Source organism: Streptomyces yangpuensis (genome assembly GCF_001005295.1).
Classification (GTDB): domain Bacteria; phylum Actinomycetota; class Actinomycetes; order Streptomycetales; family Streptomycetaceae; genus Streptomyces; species Streptomyces yangpuensis.
This window is the reverse complement of sequence record NZ_LBMK01000006.1, coordinates 263,560-282,777: the sequence shown is the minus strand read 5'-3', so window position 1 is coordinate 282,777 and position 19,218 is coordinate 263,560. Positions and strand designations below refer to the sequence as shown.

The window sequence follows — 19,218 nt, the reverse complement described above, 5'->3', positions numbered from 1 at the left end:
CGACCGTATGACCGGCGCTCGCGCATACGGGGTGTGACTCGGGCCACGAAGATTGGGCGTAACGCTCCGCGAGGTCGCGCGATGACTTAAGAGGTGATGGCCGACGGAGGGAAGACAGCAGCCCTTGGGGGTGCTGTGCAGCTCCCCGGCCCCTGCCCGCGCCGCCGGCCCATCCCCGGTCGGTGGTCGTCGGCTCCGGTCCAGCACCACCAGGCCCGGGGTCGGAAGCCGTTCCCATCGTTCCGAGAGGTTGTTCGTGTCGGCCAGCACATCCCGTACGCTCCCGCCGGAGATCGCCGATTCCGAGTCTGTGATGGCGCTCATCGAGCGGGGCAAGGCCGAGGGGCAGATCGCCGGCGATGACGTGCGTCGGGCCTTCGAGGCTGACCAGATTCCTGCGACCCAGTGGAAGAATGTTCTGCGCAGCCTCAACCAGATCCTCGAGGAAGAGGGTGTGACGCTGATGGTCAGTGCCGCGGAGTCGCCCAAGCGCACCACCCGCAAGAGCGTCGCAGCGAAGAGCCCGGCCAAGCGGACGGCCACCGAGCCCGTCAGGAAGACGGCGGCCAGGACGACGGCGGCGCAGCCCGCGGCCCCCGCGGTCCCGGCGGCCGGGTCGGTGGACCCGCAGACGCCGGACGACCTCGTCGAGGAGGCCGCGGCGGAGCCCGTTGCCAAGAAGGCGGCGGCGAAGAAGACGGCCGCGAAGAAGGCCGCGCCCGCCAAGAAGGCCGCAGCGAAGAAGACGGCGGCGAAGAAGACCGCGGCCAAGAAGGACGCTGACGAGGCCGGCGAGGACGAGAACACGGACGAGGGGCCCGACGCGGTCAAGGCCGAGGGCGAAGAAGACGAAGAGGGCGGGGAGAACAAGGGCTTCGTCATCTCGGACGACGAGGACGACGCCCCGGCCCAGCAGGTCGTGGTAGCCGGTGCCACCGCCGACCCGGTCAAGGACTACCTCAAGCAGATCGGCAAGGTCCCCCTCCTCAACGCCGAGCAGGAGGTCGAGCTCGCCAAGCGGATCGAGGCGGGCCTGTTCGCCGAGGACAAGCTGGCGAACTCCGACAAGCTGGCACCCAAGCTCAAGCGCGAGCTGGAGATCATCGCCGAGGACGGCCGCCGCGCGAAGAACCACCTGCTGGAGGCCAACCTCCGCCTCGTGGTCTCCCTCGCCAAGCGCTACACCGGCCGCGGCATGCTCTTCCTGGACCTGATCCAGGAGGGCAACCTGGGCCTCATCCGCGCGGTCGAGAAGTTCGACTACACCAAGGGCTACAAGTTCTCGACCTACGCGACGTGGTGGATCCGCCAGGCGATCACCCGCGCCATGGCCGACCAGGCCCGCACCATCCGCATCCCCGTCCACATGGTCGAGGTCATCAACAAGCTCGCCCGCGTGCAGCGCCAGATGCTCCAGGACCTGGGCCGCGAGCCCACCCCGGAGGAGCTGGCCAAGGAACTCGACATGACCCCCGAGAAGGTCATCGAGGTCCAGAAGTACGGCCGCGAGCCGATCTCCCTGCACACGCCGCTGGGCGAGGACGGCGACAGCGAGTTCGGTGACCTCATCGAGGACTCCGAGGCCGTCGTCCCGGCCGACGCCGTGAGCTTCACGCTCCTGCAGGAGCAGCTCCACTCGGTGCTCGACACCCTGAGCGAGCGCGAGGCCGGCGTGGTCTCGATGCGCTTCGGTCTCACGGACGGCCAGCCCAAGACCCTCGACGAGATCGGCAAGGTCTACGGGGTCACGCGTGAGCGGATCCGTCAGATCGAGTCGAAGACGATGTCGAAGCTGCGCCACCCCTCCCGCTCCCAGGTGCTGCGCGACTACCTGGACTGAGCAGGCCCGGCGGGCCTCGGCTGCGAAGGCGCCGAGGCCTGGCGTCGGCAGCCGCGGCGGTGGCCGCGCGGGTGCGCTCGGCCACGTGGCATCCCACTCTGGGTGGAGTCATGCACACTCGGAGTCAGGAGGCCTCATGCGTCGTCCCTTTGCCCGTGTCCTGGCGGGCGCGCTGACCCTGGCGGCGGGAGCGGCCGCGGCGCCGCTCGCCCAGATGCCCCAGGCGGCCGCGGACAGCGTGGTGATCGGCGGGAAGCCGGTGAAGGTGGCCGACAGCCCCTGGGTCGTGGCCCTGGCCAGCCGTGACCGGTTCGGGGGTACGCGGGACGGGCAGTTCTGCGGGGGTGTCGTCGTCGCGCCGACCAAGGTGGTCACCGCGGCGCACTGCCTGGGCCGGCAGGTGCTCGGCGGCCCGGTCGAATCAGTGTCCGATTTCCGGGTGATCGCCGGCCGTACGGAGCTCCGGGCGGCCGACGGCCGGGAGATCGCGGTGCGGGGTGCGCGGGTGAACCCTGACTACGACCCGCAGAGCAACGCCGGGGACCTGGCCGTGCTGGAGCTGGCGGAGGCCGTACCGGCGGACCACGTGCTCCCCATGGCGGAGGCGGGGCACCCCGCGTACGAGGCCGGCACCGCGGCGGACGTCTACGGCTGGGGCGACACCAGCGGCTTCGGTGACTATGCGTACGCCCTGCGTGCGGCGCGCGTGACCGTGCTGGCGGACGAGATCTGCGGGCGTGCCTACCCCGGCGACGCGGACGGACAGTACCGGGCCGAATCCATGGTGTGCGCGGGGGACGGCGGGGGCGGCAAGGACGCCTGCCAGGGCGACAGCGGCGGACCGCTGGTGGCGCAGGGGAGGCTCATCGGGCTGGTCTCGTGGGGCCGGGGGTGCGGCCGCGCCGACAGCCCGGGCGTGTACACGCGTATCGCACCGCTGGCCGGCTTCGTGACGGCCCCGGAGAGGGCCGCGCAGCCGCGCGGCGTCCAGGACGCCGCGTGGGCACCCGGGAGGACCTCCGGAGCCCGGGCAGGGTCCGTGCAGGGGCATCGTGCCGACTAGCTAGGAGCGACCGGCGGCGGACGTGAGGACGGGCGGCACCCCTGGGTCTCAGGGGTGCCGCCCGTCGACCGGCCTGGCCGGTCCTGGCTCGTCGGATGCGAGGTTCGGCCTGTGTGTCAGCGGTCCTCGGGTTCGGCGTGGGCAGCCGGAGCGGACGTGAGCCGCTCGGTCTCATCCTGTATTTCCGCGGCGATCTTCTTGAGTTCCGGCTCGAACTTGCGCCCGTGGTGGGCGCAGAAGAGCAGTTCACCGCCGCTCAGCAGGACGACGCGCAGATATGCCTGGGCGCCGCAACGGTCGCATCGGTCAGCGGCCGTCAGCGGGGTCGCGGGTGTCAGAACAGTAGTCACGTCGCCTCTTCTCTAGCTCGACGAGCTGTCGTACCAGGGTCAACATCCAACCAGGCCGAAAACGTTCCCGCTCGCGGCTTTTCCTCGAAACTTCCTTCCGAAGCTGGCCGGCTGTTGCCGGTTGGCGGCGAAGGAGCCGTATTGCGTTGCTTTACGGTTTCGCGTTGTCACTCGTGCGCTTGTTGCAGTTCCATCCTCCCCGGCGTGAGTGCCAGGTTGTTCATGAGGACGTGCCCGAACCCTAAATGGTTCATGCGCGGAAGGGAACGTGATGTTTCCTTCACCCGCCCGGGGGATCGAACATCCGTGCGGATCTGGACTAGGCTGAGGAAAGGGCGAGGGTGGCGTTGCATCGGCTCTACCTGGCCTCGGTACCCTTCGACGGGCACCCGAGCCACCCCTGCGCCCGACCGGGCCAGAAAAGAAATTCAGCGAGGAGCGAACTGCGTGACCGCCGACACGTCCGTGCCTTCCAGCGCGCTGCTGTCCGGAGCAGACCGGGACGGTTCCAACTACACCGCGCGGCACCTGCTCGTCCTCGAAGGGCTTGAGGCCGTCCGCAAGCGCCCCGGCATGTATATCGGCTCGACCGACAGCCGGGGCCTCATGCACTGCCTGTGGGAGATCATCGACAATTCCGTCGACGAGGCCCTGGGCGGGTACTGCGACCACATCGAAGTGATCCTCCACGAGGACTCCTCGGTCGAGGTCAGGGACAACGGCCGCGGCATCCCCGTGGACGTCGAGCCCAAGACCGGCCTGTCCGGCGTCGAGGTCGTCATGACCAAGCTGCACGCCGGCGGAAAGTTCGGCGGCGGCTCCTACGCGGCCTCCGGCGGCCTGCACGGCGTCGGCGCCTCGGTGGTCAACGCCCTCTCCGCCCGTCTGGACGTCGAGGTCGACCGGGGCAGCTCCACCCACGCCATCAGCTTCCGCCGCGGTGTCCCCGGCCTCTTCACCGAGCAGGGCCCCGACAGCCCCTTCGACCCGGCGAACGGCCTGCGCAAGGTCAAGCGCATCGCCAAGGGCAAGACCGGCACCCGGGTCCGGTACTGGGCCGACCGCCAGATCTTCCTCAAGGATGCCCGCCTCAGCCTGGAGACGCTCTACCAGCGCGCCCGCCAGACCGCCTTCCTCGTCCCCGGCCTGACCCTGGTCGTCCGCGACGAGCGGGCCATCGACGGGGCCGGCAAGACCGAGGAGACCTTCCGCTTCGACGGCGGCATCAGCGAGTTCTGCGAGTACCTCGCCCAGGACAAGGCCGCCTGCGACGTGCTGCGGCTGACAGGATCGGGCACGTTCAAGGAGACCGTCCCGGTCCTCGACGACCGCGGCCACATGACCCCCACCGAGGTCACCCGCGAGCTCGGAGTGGACATCGCGCTGCGCTGGGGCACGGGCTACGAGACCAACCTCAAGTCCTTCGTGAACATCATCGCCACCCCCAAGGGCGGCACCCACGTCACCGGCTTCGAACGCTCCGTGACCAAGACCGTCAACGAGGTGCTGCGCTCGGCCAAGCTGCTGCGCGTCGCCGAGGACGACGTGGTCAAGGACGACGCGATGGAGGGCATGACGGCCGTCGTCACCGTCCGCCTCGCCGAGCCGCAGTTCGAGGGCCAGACCAAGGAGGTGCTCGGCACCTCCGCCGCCACCCGGGTCGTCGCCGCCGTGGTCGCCAAGGAGCTCAAGGCCTTCCTGACCTCGACGAAGCGCGACGACAAGCAGCAGGCCCGCGCCGTCATGGAGAAGATCGTCGCGGCCGCCCGGACCCGGATCGCGGCCCGCCAGCACAAGGAGGCGCAGCGCCGCAAGACCGCGCTGGAGACCTCCTCGCTCCCGGCCAAGCTCGCCGACTGCCGCAGCGACGACGTGGACCGCAGCGAGCTCTTCATCGTCGAGGGCGACTCCGCGCTCGGCACCGCGAAGCTCGCCCGGAACTCCGAATTCCAGGCGCTCCTGCCGATCCGAGGCAAGATCCTCAACGTCCAGAAGTCCTCCGTCTCGGACATGCTCAAGAACGCCGAGTGCGGGGCGATCATCCAGGTCATAGGGGCCGGCTCGGGCCGGACCTTCGACATCGACGCGGCCCGCTACGGCAAGATCGTGCTGCTCGTCGACGCCGACGTGGACGGCGCGCACATCCGCTGCCTGCTGCTCACGCTCTTCCAGCGGTACATGCGGCCGATGGTCGAGGCCGGCCGGGTCTTCGCGGCCGTGCCCCCGCTGCACCGGATCGAGCTGGTCCAGCCGAAGAAGGGCCAGGACAAGTACGTCTACACGTATTCGGACAACGAGCTGCGCCAGACCCTTCTGGAGTACCAGCGCAAGAACATCCGGTACAAGGACTCGATCCAGCGCTACAAGGGCCTCGGCGAGATGGACGCGGACCAGCTGGCGGAGACCACCATGGACCCCCGCTTCCGTACGCTGCGCCGGATCAACATCGGCGACCTGGACTCGGCCGAGCAGGTCTTCGACCTGCTCATGGGCAATGAGGTGGCGCCGCGCAAGGAGTTCATCACGAGCTCCGCGGCGACGCTGGACCGCTCGCGCATCGACGCCTGAGCCGAAGGGCACCGGTGGCCCGCGACGCCTGACACGGGCGGGCGCCACGGCATACCGGTGCCCTTCGCCCCATCACCTGTTGGAGTGAAGAGCGCCGGTACACCAGTCCGGAAACCGTCCATTCCGCACATCCTTGTGGGCACGCGGCCAATGCGGCAGCGGACAAGGAGAGTTCGGTGGACAAGCACGAAGGTCGTGATGCCGGAACGATCCGGCTGGACGACCCCTGGTACGACGCGCTGGCCGTCGGCTGGGGCGAGGGCGAGGAGCCGTCCCCGCCGCGTCCGGCCGCTGCCGGCCCTCAGGCACCCGGCGCATCCGACATCTACCTGGAAGTGCAGCGCAGTGCCGCCTTCCAGGAGGTCCGCAGCCGATATCGCCGGTTCGTCGTCCCCGCGACCGCCGGGTTCCTCCTCTGGTACGTCGCCTACGTCGTCGCCGCGACGGCAGCGCCCGGCCTGATGGCCCGGCCCGTCCTGGGCGCGGTCAACGTGGCCATGCTGGCGGGGCTCGGCCAGTTCCTCAGCACCTTTCTGCTCACCTGGGCCTACGCCCGGCACGCCCGGCTGCGCCGGGACCGGGCCGCGCTGGACCTGCGCTGGACGGTCTTCGAGCAGGAGCGCGGCCAGGACCGCAACCGGGCGAGGAGGGCGGGCCGGTGACCTCCGAGCACCAGACCCTGGCGCTGATGCTGTTCAGCCTGTTCATCGCGGTGACCCTGGGCATCACCACCTGGGTCAGCCGCAACCGGCACGGCTCGGCCGAGGAGTTCTACGCCGGCGGGAGGCTCTTCTCGCCGATGGAGAACGGTTTCGCCATCGCGGGCGACTACATGTCCGCCGCCTCATTCCTCGGCATCTCGGGTCTGATCGCCCTTTTCGGCTATGACGGCCTGCTCTACTCGGTGGGATTCCTCGTGGCCTGGCTGGTGGTGCTGTTCCTCGTCGCCGAACTGGTCCGCAACTGCGGGCGCTTCACCCTCGCCGACGTGGTCGCCGCCCGGATGAGCGAGCGCCCGGTGCGGATCGCCGCCGGTACCTCCTCGGTCGTCGTCTCGGTGCTCTACCTGGTCGCGCAGATGGTCGGAGCGGGCAGCCTGGTCGGGCTGCTGCTGGGCAACTCGAGCGCCGCGGTCCGGACCCTCACCGTGATCGGGGTGGGCGCCCTGATGGTGGTCTACGTGTCCTTCGGCGGCATGCGGGCCACCACGTGGATCCAGATCGTGAAGGCCGTGCTGCTGATGGGCGGTGCGATCACCCTGACCGTGCTCGTGCTGCTGCGCTTCCACGGCGACTTCGACCGGCTGCTCACCACCGCCGCCGAACGCAGCGGATACGGGCTCGACTTTCTGAGTCCCGGCCTCAAGTACGGCGGGGACTGGACCGCTCGCTTCGACTTCATCAGCCTCGGTCTCGCGCTGGTCCTGGGGACCGCCGGACTGCCGCACATCCTGTCGCGCTTCTACACCGTGCCCACCGCCCGCGCGGCCCGCCGCTCGGTGGTGTGGGCGATCGCGCTGATCGGCGGCTTCTACCTGATGACCATCGTGCTCGGCTTCGGAGCGGCGGCCCTGGTCGGTCCGGACGAGGTGCGGGCCTCCAACGCGTCGGGGAACACGGCCGTGCCCTTGCTCGCGGCCTACCTCGGCGGCGGCGCCGAAACCACCGGTGGCGCCGTGCTGTTCGCCTTCGTCGCCGCCATCGCCTTCGCCACCATCCTGGCCGTGGTGGCCGGCATCACCCTCGCCTCGTCCGCCTCCGTCGCACACGACCTGTACGCCTCCCTCAAGCGCAGGCGCGCCAGGCAGCGCAGCGAGGTCTCGGTGGCCCGGGCCGCGGCCGTCGGCATCGGGGCGGTGGCCATCGCCCTCGGACTGCTCGCCCAGGACCTGAACGTGGCGTTCCTGGTGGGACTGGCCTTCGCGGTGGCCGCCTCGGCCAACCTGCCGGTGCTGCTGTACTCGCTCTTCTGGCGCGGATTCACCACGCGGGGAGCCGTCTGGTCGGTGTACGGGGGCCTGGTCCCGGCCGTGCTGCTCGTGGTGGTCTCGCCCGTGGTGTCGGGCAGCCCGGAGTCGCTGTTCCCGGCTGTGGACTTCCAGCTCTTCCCGTTGCAGAACCCGGGTATCGTCTCGATCCCGCTGGGCTTCCTGGCCGGCTGGCTGGGCACGGTCACCTCGGGCGAGGAACCGGACGAGGCCAAGTACGCGGAGACGGAGGTCCGTTCGCTGACGGGCGCCGGAGCGGTCTGAGCCGCGGGCATCCGAGCGGAGGCGCGGCAACCGGAGGGGCCCGGTCGACGGAGCCCGGCCGGAGGCGTCAGGCCGGGCCCTGCGGCGGGAGCCAGGTGTAGCGGTGCTCCGGGCGGCCGGTCTCCCCGTAACGCAGGGCCAGCGAGACGCGGCCGGAGCGTTCGAGGAGTTTCAGGTAGCGCTGGGCGGTCTGCCGGCTGATGCCCGCCCGGTCGGCGATCTGCTGGGTGGACAGGGGGCCGTCGGCGGAGCGCAGGACCTGGCGGACCAGCTCCGCCGTGGTGGGGGAGTGGCCCTTGGGGAGTTCGTTCACGGAGCTCGCACCGGCGAGGGCGCCGAAGATCCGGTCCACCTCGGCCTGTTCGGCCTCACCGCCCGTGTCCAGGGTGCGGCGCAGCGAGCCGTACGCCTCCAGCCGGGCACGCAGCCCGGCGAAGGTGAACGGCTTGACCAGGTACTGGAGGGCCCCGAGGCGCATGGCTGCCTGCACGGTGGCGAGGTCCCGGGCGGCGGTGACCATGATCACATCGGTGCCGTCGCCGCGCTGGCGCAGGCGGCGGACCAGGTCCAGGCCGCTGCCGTCGGGGAGGTAGTGGTCCAGGAGGACCAGATCCACGGGGTGGACGGAGAGGAAGTCCAGTGCCTCCGCAGCCGAATGGGCCTGCGCCACCACCCGGAAACCGGGAACCTTCGCCACGTACGCCGCGTTGATCAGGGCAACACGCATGTCGTCGTCGACGACCAATACGTGGATCGGGGTCTCGTTCATCGCAGGGCCTCCGGGAGTACGACGGAGAATTCCGCCCCTCCGTCCGCTGCTTCACCGGCCCGGGCGCTGCCGCCCTGCCGCTCCGCGAGGCGGCGTACGAGGGCGAGGCCCAGCCCGCGCTCGCGGTGGGCCCTGGGCTGCTTGGTCGACCAGCCCTCGGTGAAGATCTCCTCGCGGCGCCCGGCGGGGACTCCGGGGCCGCTGTCGCGCACCCGCAGGACGGCGGTGCGGCCCTCCGCGCGCAGTTCCACCTCGACCCAGGGCGCCGCTCCGCCGGCGGCGGCGTCCAGGGCGTTGTCCACCAGGTTGCCGACGATCGTGACGAGCCCGCCCGGGTCGACCAGGCGGTCGGGAAGGAGGGTGGCGGACGCCAGCCGCAGGGGGATGCCGCGTTCGGCGGCGACCGTCGCCTTGCCCACGAGCAGGGCGGCGAGCAGCGGGTCGTGGACCTTCTCGGTGACCTGTTCCGCGGTCGTGCGGTGCACGCCGACGACTTCGGTGACGAATTCCACCGCCTCCTCGTGCAGGCCCAGCTCCAGCAGGCCGAGGAGGGTGTGGAGGCGGTTGGCGTGCTCGTGGTCCTGGGCGCGCAGTGCGTCGATCAGACCACGGGTGGAGTCGAGTTCGCGGCTCAGGTGTTCCAGCTCGGTGCGGTCGCGCAGGGTGGCGACGGCGCCTCCGTCCGCGGTGGGCATGCGGTTGGCGACCAGGACGCGGGGGCCCTGGACGGTGAGCAGGTCCCGGCCCGACACGCGGCCGGAGAGCACGTCGGCGGTGCGGCCGGCGGTGAGGACGTCGTCCAGCGGGCGGCCAGCGAAGGCGCCGGGGGAGTCCGGGGCGAGGCCCAGCAGGCGGGCGGCCTCGTCGTTGACCAGCCGGACGCGGCCGTCCGGGGCGAGGGCGATCACGCCTTCGCGGATGGAGTGCAGCATGGCCTCGCGTTCGGCGAGCAGGCCGGCTATGTCGGAGAAGGCCAGGTCACGGGTCTGGCGCTGGATCCTGCGGGAGAGGAGGTAGGCGGCGAGGGCGCCCGCGGCCAGGGCGCCGCCGGCGTAGGCGAGCAGGCCCGGGACGGCCCCGAGCAGGCGGTCGCGGACGCTGTCGTAGGCGATGCCGACGGAGACCGCGCCGACGATCTCGCCGTCGGCGGCGAGGAGCGGGACCTTGCCGCGTGCGGAGCGTCCCAGGGTGCCGTCGTCGATCTCCATGACCTCGCGGCCGGCCAGGGCGTCGCCGGGGTCGGTGGAGACGGGCAGCCCGATCCGGTCGGGGCTGGGGTGCGAGCGGCGGATGCCGTCCAGGTCGAGGACGACCACGTACTCGGCGCCGGTCGCCCGGCGGATCCGTTCGGCGGAGGCCTGCACCGGGCCGTCCGCCGATGCCTCGGAGTCCAGGAGGCCGGCGGCGATCGCGGGGTCGGCGGCGGCGCTCTGTGCGATGGCCAGGGCGCGCCGCATGGCCTGGTCGTCGAGCTGGGCGCCGAGCGGCGCGAGGAACAGTCCCGTGGCCAGGACGACGACACCGGCGGCGATGGCCAGCTGGGTCAGGAGGATCTGCGAGACCGCCCGTCTGGGCAGCCCGAGGCGCCGAGCGCTCATGTGGGGGAACCGCATGGGCAGCAACGGTAGGTCGGCCCCGGCCCGAGCGGAACGTTCGCGCCCCGCTTGTCGGATACGCCACTCACGTCCCGCGTGGTCCGGTCGCCACCGGTGGGACGGCGGCGGACGTCGTTCAGGGCATCGGCCGGGGCGGGCGGGGCCCGTGGTACTGGCCGCTCGGCCGCATGCGCAGGGGGCGTTCCTGGTACTCCTCCAGCGCGTGGGCGATCCAGCCCGCCGTGCGGGCCACCGCGAAGACCGTCTCCCCGGCCTCGGCGGCCATGCCGCACGACACCGTCAGGACCGCCAGCGCCAGGTCCACGTTGGCGTGCGGCCCGCCCTGACGGGCCATCACCGAGGCCACCTCGCGGGCCGCGGCCAGAGCGGGACCGGCCTGGTCCAGCCCTTCCAGGCGGGCGAACAACGCCCCCGCCCGGGGGTCCTGGCCCTGGTAGAGGCGGTGGCCCAGGCCCGGGACCCGGCGTCCGGCCCGCAGGTACTCGGCGATCACCGGCGCGGCTCCGCCCTGTTCGAGGACCTCCACCAGCATCCGGTGCGCGAGCCGCCCGGCGGCGCCGTGCAGCGGCCCTTCGAGGGCGCCGAGCCCGGCCGACACCGCCGCGTACGGATGCGCGCGCGCCGACGCCGCCACCCGTACGGCCAGTGTGGAGGCGGCCAGGTCGTGGTCGACCAGCAGCGCCAGCGCCAGGTCCAGCACGGCGAGGGCGTCCGGGTCCGGCTCCCGCGGGGTCAGCCGGGACCACAGCTGCCGGGCGATCCGGCCGTCACCGGCCCACCCGGCGCCCACCGCGGGCAGTGCGCCGGCCAGCGTCGGGATCAGGCAGCGGGCGGAGCCGAGCACGGCCTCCTCCGACAGGTCGAAGCGCAGCGGATCCGCGACCGCGGCGGCGGCGACCGCCACCCGCAGACGGTCGACCGGGCCGCTGTGCGCCGGCAGGGCGTCCACCGCCCGGCGGGCCGCCTCCAGCACCTCCGGGGGAGCGGTGAACCGGGTCCCCGGGGTGAGCGTTCCCGTCCAGAGCCACTCGGCGACCTCCTCGTAGCGGTACCGCGAGGCCAGGGCCACGGCATCGACGCCCCGGAAGTAGAACCGGTCGGGTTCGATGAGGGTGAGCGCCGTGCGGACGGAGAGCTCGCCGGCGGCGGGAGCCGCCGCCTCGCGCCGGCTGCGGCGGGCCAGCGCCTCCACCTCGGCGGCGTCGAAGCTGCTGCCCCGCCCGGCCGGATCGCGGCGGCTGGCCAGCTGGCCCCGGCTGACATAGGCGTACACCGTCGCCGGCTTGACGCCGAGCACCCGCGCCGCCTCCTGCGTGCTGAGCCTGCGTCCGCCGTCCGTCTGGTCACTCATGCCGAACACCCTACAGATGGACGCATGCATTGATTCAATCAACATTGACACGGATTGAATCCATCATGGATGGTCGATGCATGAACACCACCGACACCACCATCGAAGGACCGCGGGGCCTCGCGGGAGTCGTGGTCACCGAGACCGAGCTGGGCGACGTCCGGGGCCGCGAGGGCTTCTACCACTACCGCCAGTACTCGGCCGTGGAGCTCGCCGCCGGCCGCAGTTTCGAGGACGTGTGGCACCTGATGTTCCGCGGCACGCTCCCGGCGGACGCCGCCGAGCGGGCCGCCTTCGCCGCCGAGACCGCCGGGCTGCGCCGACTGCCCGACGAGGTGCGCGAGGCCCTGCCGGGCATCGCCCGCGCCGGCCGGCTCTCCGGACCGCTTGCCGGGCTGCGCACCGCGCTCTCGCTGCTCGGCGCGTCCGCCGGCTTCCGTCCGGTGTACGACCTCGACCCGGCGCGCCGCGCGGCGGACGCCCTGGCCGCCTGCGCCGCGGTGCCGACTCTGCTGACCGCCCTGCACCGGCTGGGCCTGGGCCTGGAGCCGGTCGAGCCTCGCGAGGACCTCCCGTACGCCGCCAACTACCTCTACATGCTGACCGGCGAGGAGCCCGATCCGGTCCGCGCCCGCGCGGTCGAGCGGTACCTGATATCCACCGTCGACCACGGCTTCAACGCGTCGACGTTCACCGCCCGCGTGATCGCCTCCACCGGCGCCGACGTCGCCGCCTGCCTGACCGGGGCCATCGGCGCGCTCTCCGGCCCGCTGCACGGAGGCGCCCCCAGCCGGGCCCTGGACACCCTCGACGCGATCGGCACCGTGGACCGGATCGGGCCGTGGATCCGTGAACGGGTCCTCGCCGGCGACCGGATCATGGGCTTCGGGCACCCCGTCTACCGCACCGAGGACCCCCGCTCGCGCATGCTGCGCGACATCGCCCTCGGCTTCGGCGGCCCCCTCGTGGACTTCGCCGTGGAGGTCGAGCGCCAGGTGGAGGAGATCCTCGCCGAGCTGAAGCCGGGCCGGGAACTGCACACCAACGTGGAGTTCTACGCAGGCGTGGTCATGGAGCTGTGCGGACTGCCGCGTGAGATGTTCACCCCGACCTTCTGTGCCGCCCGGGTCGTCGGCTGGAGCGCGAACATCCTGGAGCAGGCCACCGATTCGAAGATCATCCGGCCTGCCGCCCGGTACACGGGACCCACCCCGCCGCAGCCGGTGCCGCTGCTGGACTGACCGGGCGCCGGGCCTGACTACGATCGACCGGGTGAACAGCAGGCAGCCCATCCCCGTCGTCGTCCTCGCCGGATTCCTCGGATCCGGGAAGACCACAATGCTGAACCATCTCCTGGCGAGCCGCGGCGGCACCCGCATCGGGGTCGTCGTCAACGACTTCGGATCCATCGAGATCGACGCGATGTCGGTGGCCGGCCAGGTCGGGGACTCGATGGTCTCCCTCGGGGGCGGCTGCCTGTGCTGCGCCGTCGACGGCAGCGAGCTGGACGCCTACCTGGAGAAGCTCTCCGCGCCCGTCCACCGGATCGACGTGATCGTCATCGAGGCGAGCGGCCTGGCCGAACCCCAGGAAATGATCCGCATGCTGGTGGCCAGCGAGAACCCGGCCGTCCGGTACGGCGGCATGGTGCAGGTCGTGGACGCGGCGGAGTTCGACGGGACCAGGGCCCGGCACCCGGAGACCGACCGCCACCTCGCCGTCGCGGACCTGGTGGTGCTCAACAAGACCGACCGGGTCGACGCGCGCGAACAGGCCAGGATCGAGACCGAACTGGCCGCGCTCTGTGGGCCGGGCACCCCGGTCGTGGGCGCCGACCACGGCCGTATCGACCCGGAACTGCTCTTCGACCGCCGGCCCTGGACCGAGACCCGGGGACAGCTGTCCTTCGAGGACCTCCTCGCGGAGGCCGAGGGTCACGACCACTGTGCCCACGCGCACACCGCCTACGAGAGCACGGAGTTCCGCTCGGAGCAGGCCCTCTCCCCGCGCCGGTTCATGGACTTCCTCGACCGGCGGCCGGCCGGGCTCTACCGGATCAAGGGCTTCGTGTGGTTCGGGGTCCCCGGACACGACGAGCGCTACGAGGTCCAGGCGGTCGGCCGCTTCCTGCGCTTCGCCCCGCAGCCCTGGGGGCGGGGCGAAGCACGCCTGACGCAGCTGGTCCTGATCGGCGCGGGCACCGACGGCGAGGGACTGGTGCGCGCGTTGGAGGCCTGCCGAGAGGAAGCCCCGCAGGACGCGAACCCCGAGAGCATGTGGGGCGTGCTCCGCTACGTGGACCGGCCCCGGCCCGCGGCCCCGCCCGAAGCTGAAGCAGAGGTCGAGATCGAGGCCGAAGGGGTGCCCGACCCGGACGCAGAGGTTGACGACAGGGTCTAGCCAAGGGCTGGCCCGTCATCCCCGGCGGGCGCACGACGACGGCTACGGCACCTCGCCGCGTTGTCGGAATGCCCGAATATGCCCGATATGAGGACGCCCCTCCGCCTTGCGATGCACCGCATCTGACGCCGCGCGCTGATCCGCCGGGGATGACGGGACAGTTCTTAGGCGACCTCGACGCCGTACTCGCGCAGCAGGTCCTCCAGGCCGCCCCGGTAGCCCTTGCCGCCGATCACGAAGTCCCAGTCGCCGTTCGACCGGCGCCGGAACGAGCCGAGCACCAGCGCGGTCTCCCCGGCCCGGCCGTCGGAGACCTCCAGCTGCCCTGCCTCCGTGCCCGCCGAGTCCAGCAGCCGGATCCGGGCATCGGTGAAACCGGCCAGGTCGGCGTGCGGATCGGCCTCCGGGTCGACGGCGGCCACGAGCACCAGCCGGTCGGCCTCGCGCGGCAGCGCGTCGAAGGAGACCTCCAGCGCCGCCTTGTCGGGCGCCGCGTGCGCCCGGGCGCGTACCGAACCGTCCGGTGTGCGCGGGTTGTTGAAGAACACGAAGTGGTCCTCGCTGAGCACCCGGTTGCCCGCGCAGACCAGGGCGCACACGTCCAGAGCGACCCGGCCGGACCAGGACATGCCGAGCACGTTGTGGTCGGCCGACGGCTCGGGATCGGGAGCGCGCCGCGCCGGGGCCGACGCCCCCGGGCCGCCGCCGAGGCGCCCGCGCAGCCCGTACTGGTGCAGGAGCTCCACCAGCTTCTCCCCGGGAACCAACTCCAGCGGCTTGCCGTTGGAGAATGTGTACGACGTCGGCCCGAAGGACGAGGTGGTGACCAGCACCCCCTTGTTCGCGCCCTTGTCCTGGACCGTGCCGTACAGGTCCCGTACCGCGGTGGGCGGCACGGTGTTGCGGTAGCGCTTGACCTGGACCACGATCCGGCCGCCGGTGATCGGGGAAGGGTCGTTCGCCTCGATGTCGACGCCGCCGTCGCCGGACCGCTGTGTGGTGACCGCCTCCATGCCCATCGCCCGGAAGAGCTCCGCCACCAGGTTCTCGAAGGCGATCGGGTCCATGGCGAAGAGGTCCGGCTCGTCCTCCTCGTCGCCCGTGTGCCCGCCGTGGCTGACGACTCCGCCGCCGACCTCGTCGGGCCTGCGCCCGGCGCGTACGGCCGTCAGCTGGTCGGGCCGCGCCGACAGCTGTCCGCGCAACCCCTCCACCAGGCAGTCCACCGCGCTGACTTGCTCCAGCCGGAGCCCGGTGAAGGTGCTGCGCGGCGCCGGCACCGAGGCGAGCACGATGCGCGCCTCCTGCCCGGTCACCGGATCGTGGTCGTCCACGAAGCCGTTGACCACGACGGACTCCAGCGCGCCGAACTCGTCCGCCGCGTAGAGCTCGTGCACCACCAGCAGCAGGCACTGCGCCAGCAGGTCCCGGTACAGGGCGCGACGTTGCGTGGCGGGGCGAGCCGTCTCCTTGTCCTGGTCCGTGCTCGGCATGTACCGGACCGACTTGGCCTCGGGCACCACCTGGAAGCCCGGCAGCTGCCAGTCCAGCACCAGCTCGCGCGCGCCCGGATCGTACGCGGCGGCCAGCTGTCTCGGCAGCGCCTCGGGCCAGGCGGTGGAAGCGAAGAGGGCGGCCGAGAAGTACTCCACGGCGGCCTCTGCGTCACCCGCGCGCAGCGCCCTGGCCAGCTCGGCGAGACCGTTGTTGTGCTCCCGGATTCCGGCAAGCTGCTGCGCCGCCCACCGGTCGTACTGCTGCCGGTAGGCCGTCAGTTGCTGCTGCCGTTGCATCTCCGCAGCGTGCGCCGCCTGCCAGGCCTGGGTGTAGCGGGCGTGTGCCTCGCGCTCCGCCTGCGCCCGGCGGTTCGGGCCGAGGGTCCAGCCGCTGCTCTGCTGCTGGAACTGCTCAAGGCGCGGCATCGGCAGCGGGTGGGCGAGATTCCCCGGGGCGAAGGGCTCCAGCTGCTCCGGCCTGACCAGTGCGGCCGTACGGAACGCCGGTGCCCGGCAGCCCGCGGCCAGCAGTCCCTGGAGCGCGGCGACCTCCGCCTCGATGCGCTCCGTCCGCCGTCGTGCCTCGGCCTCGCGATGCTGCCGGTAGGCGGCCTGCTGCTCGCGCTGCCCCCGGGCCGCCTCCCGTTCGTACGCGCGCTGCCGGTGTTCCGCCTCGCGGTGCTGGATCTGCTGCGTCTGCTGCATCCGGCGCTGGGCCTCGGCCCAGTCCCCGATCAGTCCGCCCGACCGACGACTCATCAGCTCTGTGTTCTCCCGCCCCACCCGACAGTGCCAAGAGGGAAAACACTAGTCGCCGTTCGGGTGATACGTCCCCCGGACGTACCACCCGAACGGTCTGGAACCTCCTACAGTGCGGGCCCTGCCAGCGTCGCCACCGCCGCCGGCAGCGGCGCCCCCGAGCCGTCCCGGCGCGGATCGGTCGCCGGCAGCTCGGCCGGGGCGCCGTTCGCCGCCGCCGCCCGGGCGGGCGCGCCGCCGGCCCAGGCCAGCACCAGCAGGTCCTCGCCCTTCAGGAACCGCTGGCAGCGCACGCCGCCGGTGGCCCGGCCCTTGCGTGGGTACTGGTCGAAGGGGGTCAGCTTCCCCGACAGCATCGAGTCGTCCAGGGTCCCGTGCGAACCGGCCACCGTGAACACCACGGCGTCCCGGCCCGGGTCGACCGCCGAGAAGTGGATCACCTTGGCGTTCTGGGAGAGCTTGATGCCCGCCATACCGCCCGCCGGGCGGCCCTGCGGGCGCACCTGGCCCGCCGGGTAGCGCAGCAGCTGGGCGTCGTCGGTGATGAAGACCAGGTCCTCCTCGCCCGTGCGCAGCTCGACCGCGCCGACGATCCGGTCACCGTCCTTGAGGGTGATGACCTCCAGCTCGTCCTTGTTGGCCGGGTAGTCCGGCACGACGCGCTTGACCACGCCCTGCTCGGTGCCCAGCGCCAGCCCCTGCGAGGACTCGTCCAGCGAGGTCAGGCAGATCACCTTCTCGTCCGGCTCCAGCCCGGAGAGGAACTCCGAGACCGGCGCACCGCCCGCGAGGTTGGGCGCGGCGTGCGTGTCCGGCAGCTGCGGCAGGTCGATCACCGAGAGCCGCAGCAGCCGGCCCGCGGAGGTGACCACGCCCACGTCGGCCCGTGCGGTCGCGGCGACCTGCGAGACGATCAGGTCGTGTTTGGCCCGGGCGCCGCCCTCGTCCTGCGGCAGCGGCTCGCCGTTCGCCGTACGGGCCAGCAGGCCCGTCGAGGACAGCAGCACCCGGCACGGGTCGTCCGCGACCTCCAGCGGGACGGCCGCCACCGCGGTGCCCGCCGACTCCAGCAGGACCGTACGGCGCTCGGTGCCGAACTTCTTGGCGACGGCGGCCAGTTCCGCGGAGACCAGCTTGCGCAGCTCGTTGTCCGACTCCAGGATCCCGGTCAGCTCGTCGATCTCGCCCGTCAGCCGGTCGCGCTCGGACTCCAGCTCCAGGCGGTCGAACTTGGTGAGCCGGCGCAGCGGGGTGTCCAGGATGTACTGGGTCTGGGTCTCGCTCAGCGAGAACCGCTCCATGAGCCGGGCCTTGGCCTGGGCGGAGTTCTCGCTGTCGCGGATGAGCCGGATGACCTCGTCGATGTCGATGAGGGCCACCAGCAGGCCCTCGACGAGGTGCAGCCGGTCCCGGCGCTTGGTGCGGCGGAACTCGCTGCGCCGCCGGACGACCTCGAAGCGGTGGTCGAGGTAGACCTCCAGCAGCTCCTTGAGGCCGAGGGTGAGCGGCTGCCCGTCCACCAGCGCCACGTTGTTGATGCCGAAGGACTCCTCCATCGGCGTCAGCTTGTAGAGCTGCTCCAGCACGGCCTCCGGGTGGAAGCCGTTCTTGATCTCGATGACCAGGCGCAGGCCGTGGGCGCGGTCGGTGAGGTCCTTGACGTCGGCGATGCCCTGCAGCTTCTTGGAGCCGACCAGGTCCTTGATCTTCGCGATGACCTTCTCGGGGCCGACCGTGAAGGGCAGTTCGGTGACGACCAGACCCTTGCGGCGGGCCGTCACGTTCTCCACGGTCACCGTCGCGCGGATCTTGAAGGAGCCGCGGCCGTTCTCGTAGGCGTCCTTGATGCCCGAGAGCCCGACGATCCGGCCGCCCGTCGGCAGGTCGGGACCCGGGACGAAGCGCATCAGCGCCTCCAGGTCCGCGTGCGGGTAGCGGATCAGGTGGCGGGCGGCGGCGATGACCTCGCCGAGGTTGTGCGGGGGCATGTTGGTCGCCATGCCGACCGCGATCCCGGACGCGCCGTTGACCAGCAGGTTCGGGTAGGCGGCGGGCAGCGCCACCGGCTCCTGCTCCTGGCCGTCGTAGTTGGCGGTGAAGTCGACGGTGTCCTCGTCGATCGACTCCGTCATCAGCGACGTGGCGTCGGCCATCCGGCACTCGGTGTAGCGCATCGCGGCCGGCGGGTCGTCGTTGCCGAGCGAACCGAAGTTGCCGTGGCCGTCGACCAGCGGCAGGCGCATCGAGAAGGGCTGGGCCATGCGCACGAGGGCGTCGTAGATGGAGGCGTCGCCGTGCGGGTGGAGCTTGCCCATGACCTCGCCGACGACGCGGGCGCACTTCACGTACCCGCGGTCGGGACGCAGCCCCATCTCGTTCATCTGGTAGACGATGCGCCGGTGCACCGGCTTCATGCCGTCCCGGGCGTCGGGCAGGGCACGGGAGTAGATCACCGAGTACGCGTACTCGAGGAAGGAGCCCTGCATTTCGTCGACGACGTCGATGTCGAGGATCTTCTCCTCGAAATCCTCCGGCGGCGGGGTCTTCGTGCTGCGGCGGGCCATCGCTGCGCGGCTCCTTAACCAAGAATGGGATGTGCTGGGTGTCTGGCTGGTCTGGCGGGGTCTGGCTGGGTCCCGCCGGTGTCCGGCGGGGTACGACGCCGACCATTGTGGCCCGAGGCGCCGACAACGCCGACTCCGACCCAGGTCTGGGCCGGGAACTTATCCGGTGGCCGACGCGCTTGCATACAGTG

At 71.7% G+C, this 19,218-nt stretch carries 13 protein-coding genes; 7 read left to right on the top strand and 6 right to left on the bottom strand.

All coding sequences use genetic code 11. From position 1 onward, the window contains the following. The first annotated feature begins 256 nt into the window (after positions 1 to 256). Together AAT21_RS27665 and AAT21_RS27660 are read left to right on the top strand one after the other, a co-directional pair. A complete protein-coding gene (locus AAT21_RS27665) occupies positions 257 to 1,840 on the top strand; it encodes an RNA polymerase sigma factor (protein WP_268768207.1) in 1,584 nt (527 codons plus the stop codon). Between the two features lie 136 nt (positions 1,841 to 1,976). Next, complete coding sequence (locus AAT21_RS27660) at positions 1,977 to 2,903, top strand: S1 family peptidase (protein ID WP_046779643.1); 927 nt, start codon at positions 1,977 to 1,979, stop codon at positions 2,901 to 2,903. Between the two features lie 116 nt (positions 2,904 to 3,019). Here the strand turns inward: AAT21_RS27660 and AAT21_RS27655 are convergent, their stop codons facing one another. After that, the gene (locus AAT21_RS27655) at positions 3,020 to 3,253 is read right to left on the bottom strand and encodes a DUF7455 domain-containing protein (RefSeq protein WP_030028922.1); all 234 of its coding nucleotides are present in this window, start codon (positions 3,251 to 3,253) and stop codon (positions 3,020 to 3,022) included. 447 nt (positions 3,254 to 3,700) lie between these two features. Here AAT21_RS27655 and AAT21_RS27650 point away from each other — a divergent pair, with 447 nt between their 5' ends. From AAT21_RS27650 to AAT21_RS27640, 3 genes are all read left to right on the top strand, one after another. Further along, a complete protein-coding gene (locus AAT21_RS27650) occupies positions 3,701 to 5,821 on the top strand; it encodes a DNA gyrase/topoisomerase IV subunit B (protein ID WP_046779642.1) in 2,121 nt (706 codons plus the stop codon). A gap of 176 nt (positions 5,822 to 5,997) precedes the next feature. Next, the gene (locus AAT21_RS27645) at positions 5,998 to 6,483 is read left to right on the top strand and encodes a DUF485 domain-containing protein (protein ID WP_046779641.1); all 486 of its coding nucleotides are present in this window, start codon (positions 5,998 to 6,000) and stop codon (positions 6,481 to 6,483) included. Beyond that, positions 6,480 to 8,072, top strand: coding sequence for a solute symporter family protein (locus tag AAT21_RS27640; RefSeq protein ID WP_046779640.1), 1,593 nt, complete (start codon positions 6,480 to 6,482; stop codon positions 8,070 to 8,072). Before AAT21_RS27645 ends, AAT21_RS27640 begins: the two co-directional genes overlap by 4 nt. 67 nt (positions 8,073 to 8,139) lie before the next feature. Here AAT21_RS27640 and AAT21_RS27635 read toward each other — a convergent pair whose 3' ends face one another. The 3 genes from AAT21_RS27635 to AAT21_RS27625 all read right to left on the bottom strand — a co-directional run bounded on the left by AAT21_RS27635 (position 8,140) and on the right by AAT21_RS27625 (position 11,808). Beyond that, positions 8,140 to 8,841 (bottom strand): DUF7342 family protein, encoded by a 702-nt coding sequence (locus AAT21_RS27635; protein WP_079025995.1) that lies wholly within the window; start codon positions 8,839 to 8,841, stop codon positions 8,140 to 8,142. Next, entirely contained in the window at positions 8,838 to 10,439 is a 1,602-nt protein-coding gene (locus AAT21_RS27630; protein WP_235439235.1) for a sensor histidine kinase, read from the bottom strand. The genes AAT21_RS27635 and AAT21_RS27630 overlap by 4 nt, the downstream gene beginning before the upstream one ends. Before the next feature lie 133 nt (positions 10,440 to 10,572). Beyond that, positions 10,573 to 11,808, bottom strand: a complete 1,236-nt coding sequence (locus AAT21_RS27625; RefSeq protein ID WP_046779721.1) for a citrate synthase — start codon at positions 11,806 to 11,808, stop codon at positions 10,573 to 10,575. Between the two features lie 65 nt (positions 11,809 to 11,873). Here AAT21_RS27625 and AAT21_RS27620 point away from each other — a divergent pair, with 65 nt between their 5' ends. Both AAT21_RS27620 and AAT21_RS27615 read left to right on the top strand, forming a co-directional pair. After that, complete coding sequence (locus AAT21_RS27620) at positions 11,874 to 13,049, top strand: citrate synthase (RefSeq protein WP_200904470.1); 1,176 nt, start codon at positions 11,874 to 11,876, stop codon at positions 13,047 to 13,049. Positions 13,050 to 13,080: 31 nt separating this feature from the next. Next, positions 13,081 to 14,208, top strand: coding sequence for a CobW family GTP-binding protein (locus AAT21_RS27615; RefSeq protein WP_046779636.1), 1,128 nt, complete (start codon positions 13,081 to 13,083; stop codon positions 14,206 to 14,208). A gap of 164 nt (positions 14,209 to 14,372) precedes the next feature. On the opposite strand, the gene AAT21_RS27610 is transcribed toward AAT21_RS27615, so the two are convergent. Together AAT21_RS27610 and AAT21_RS27605 are read right to left on the bottom strand one after the other, a co-directional pair. Further along, the gene (locus AAT21_RS27610; protein WP_200904469.1) at positions 14,373 to 16,463 is read right to left on the bottom strand and encodes a restriction endonuclease; all 2,091 of its coding nucleotides are present in this window, start codon (positions 16,461 to 16,463) and stop codon (positions 14,373 to 14,375) included. Between the two features lie 107 nt (positions 16,464 to 16,570). Continuing rightward, positions 16,571 to 19,027, bottom strand: coding sequence for a DNA gyrase/topoisomerase IV subunit A (locus AAT21_RS27605; protein WP_046779635.1), 2,457 nt, complete (start codon positions 19,025 to 19,027; stop codon positions 16,571 to 16,573). Positions 19,028 to 19,218: the final 191 nt, after the last annotated feature.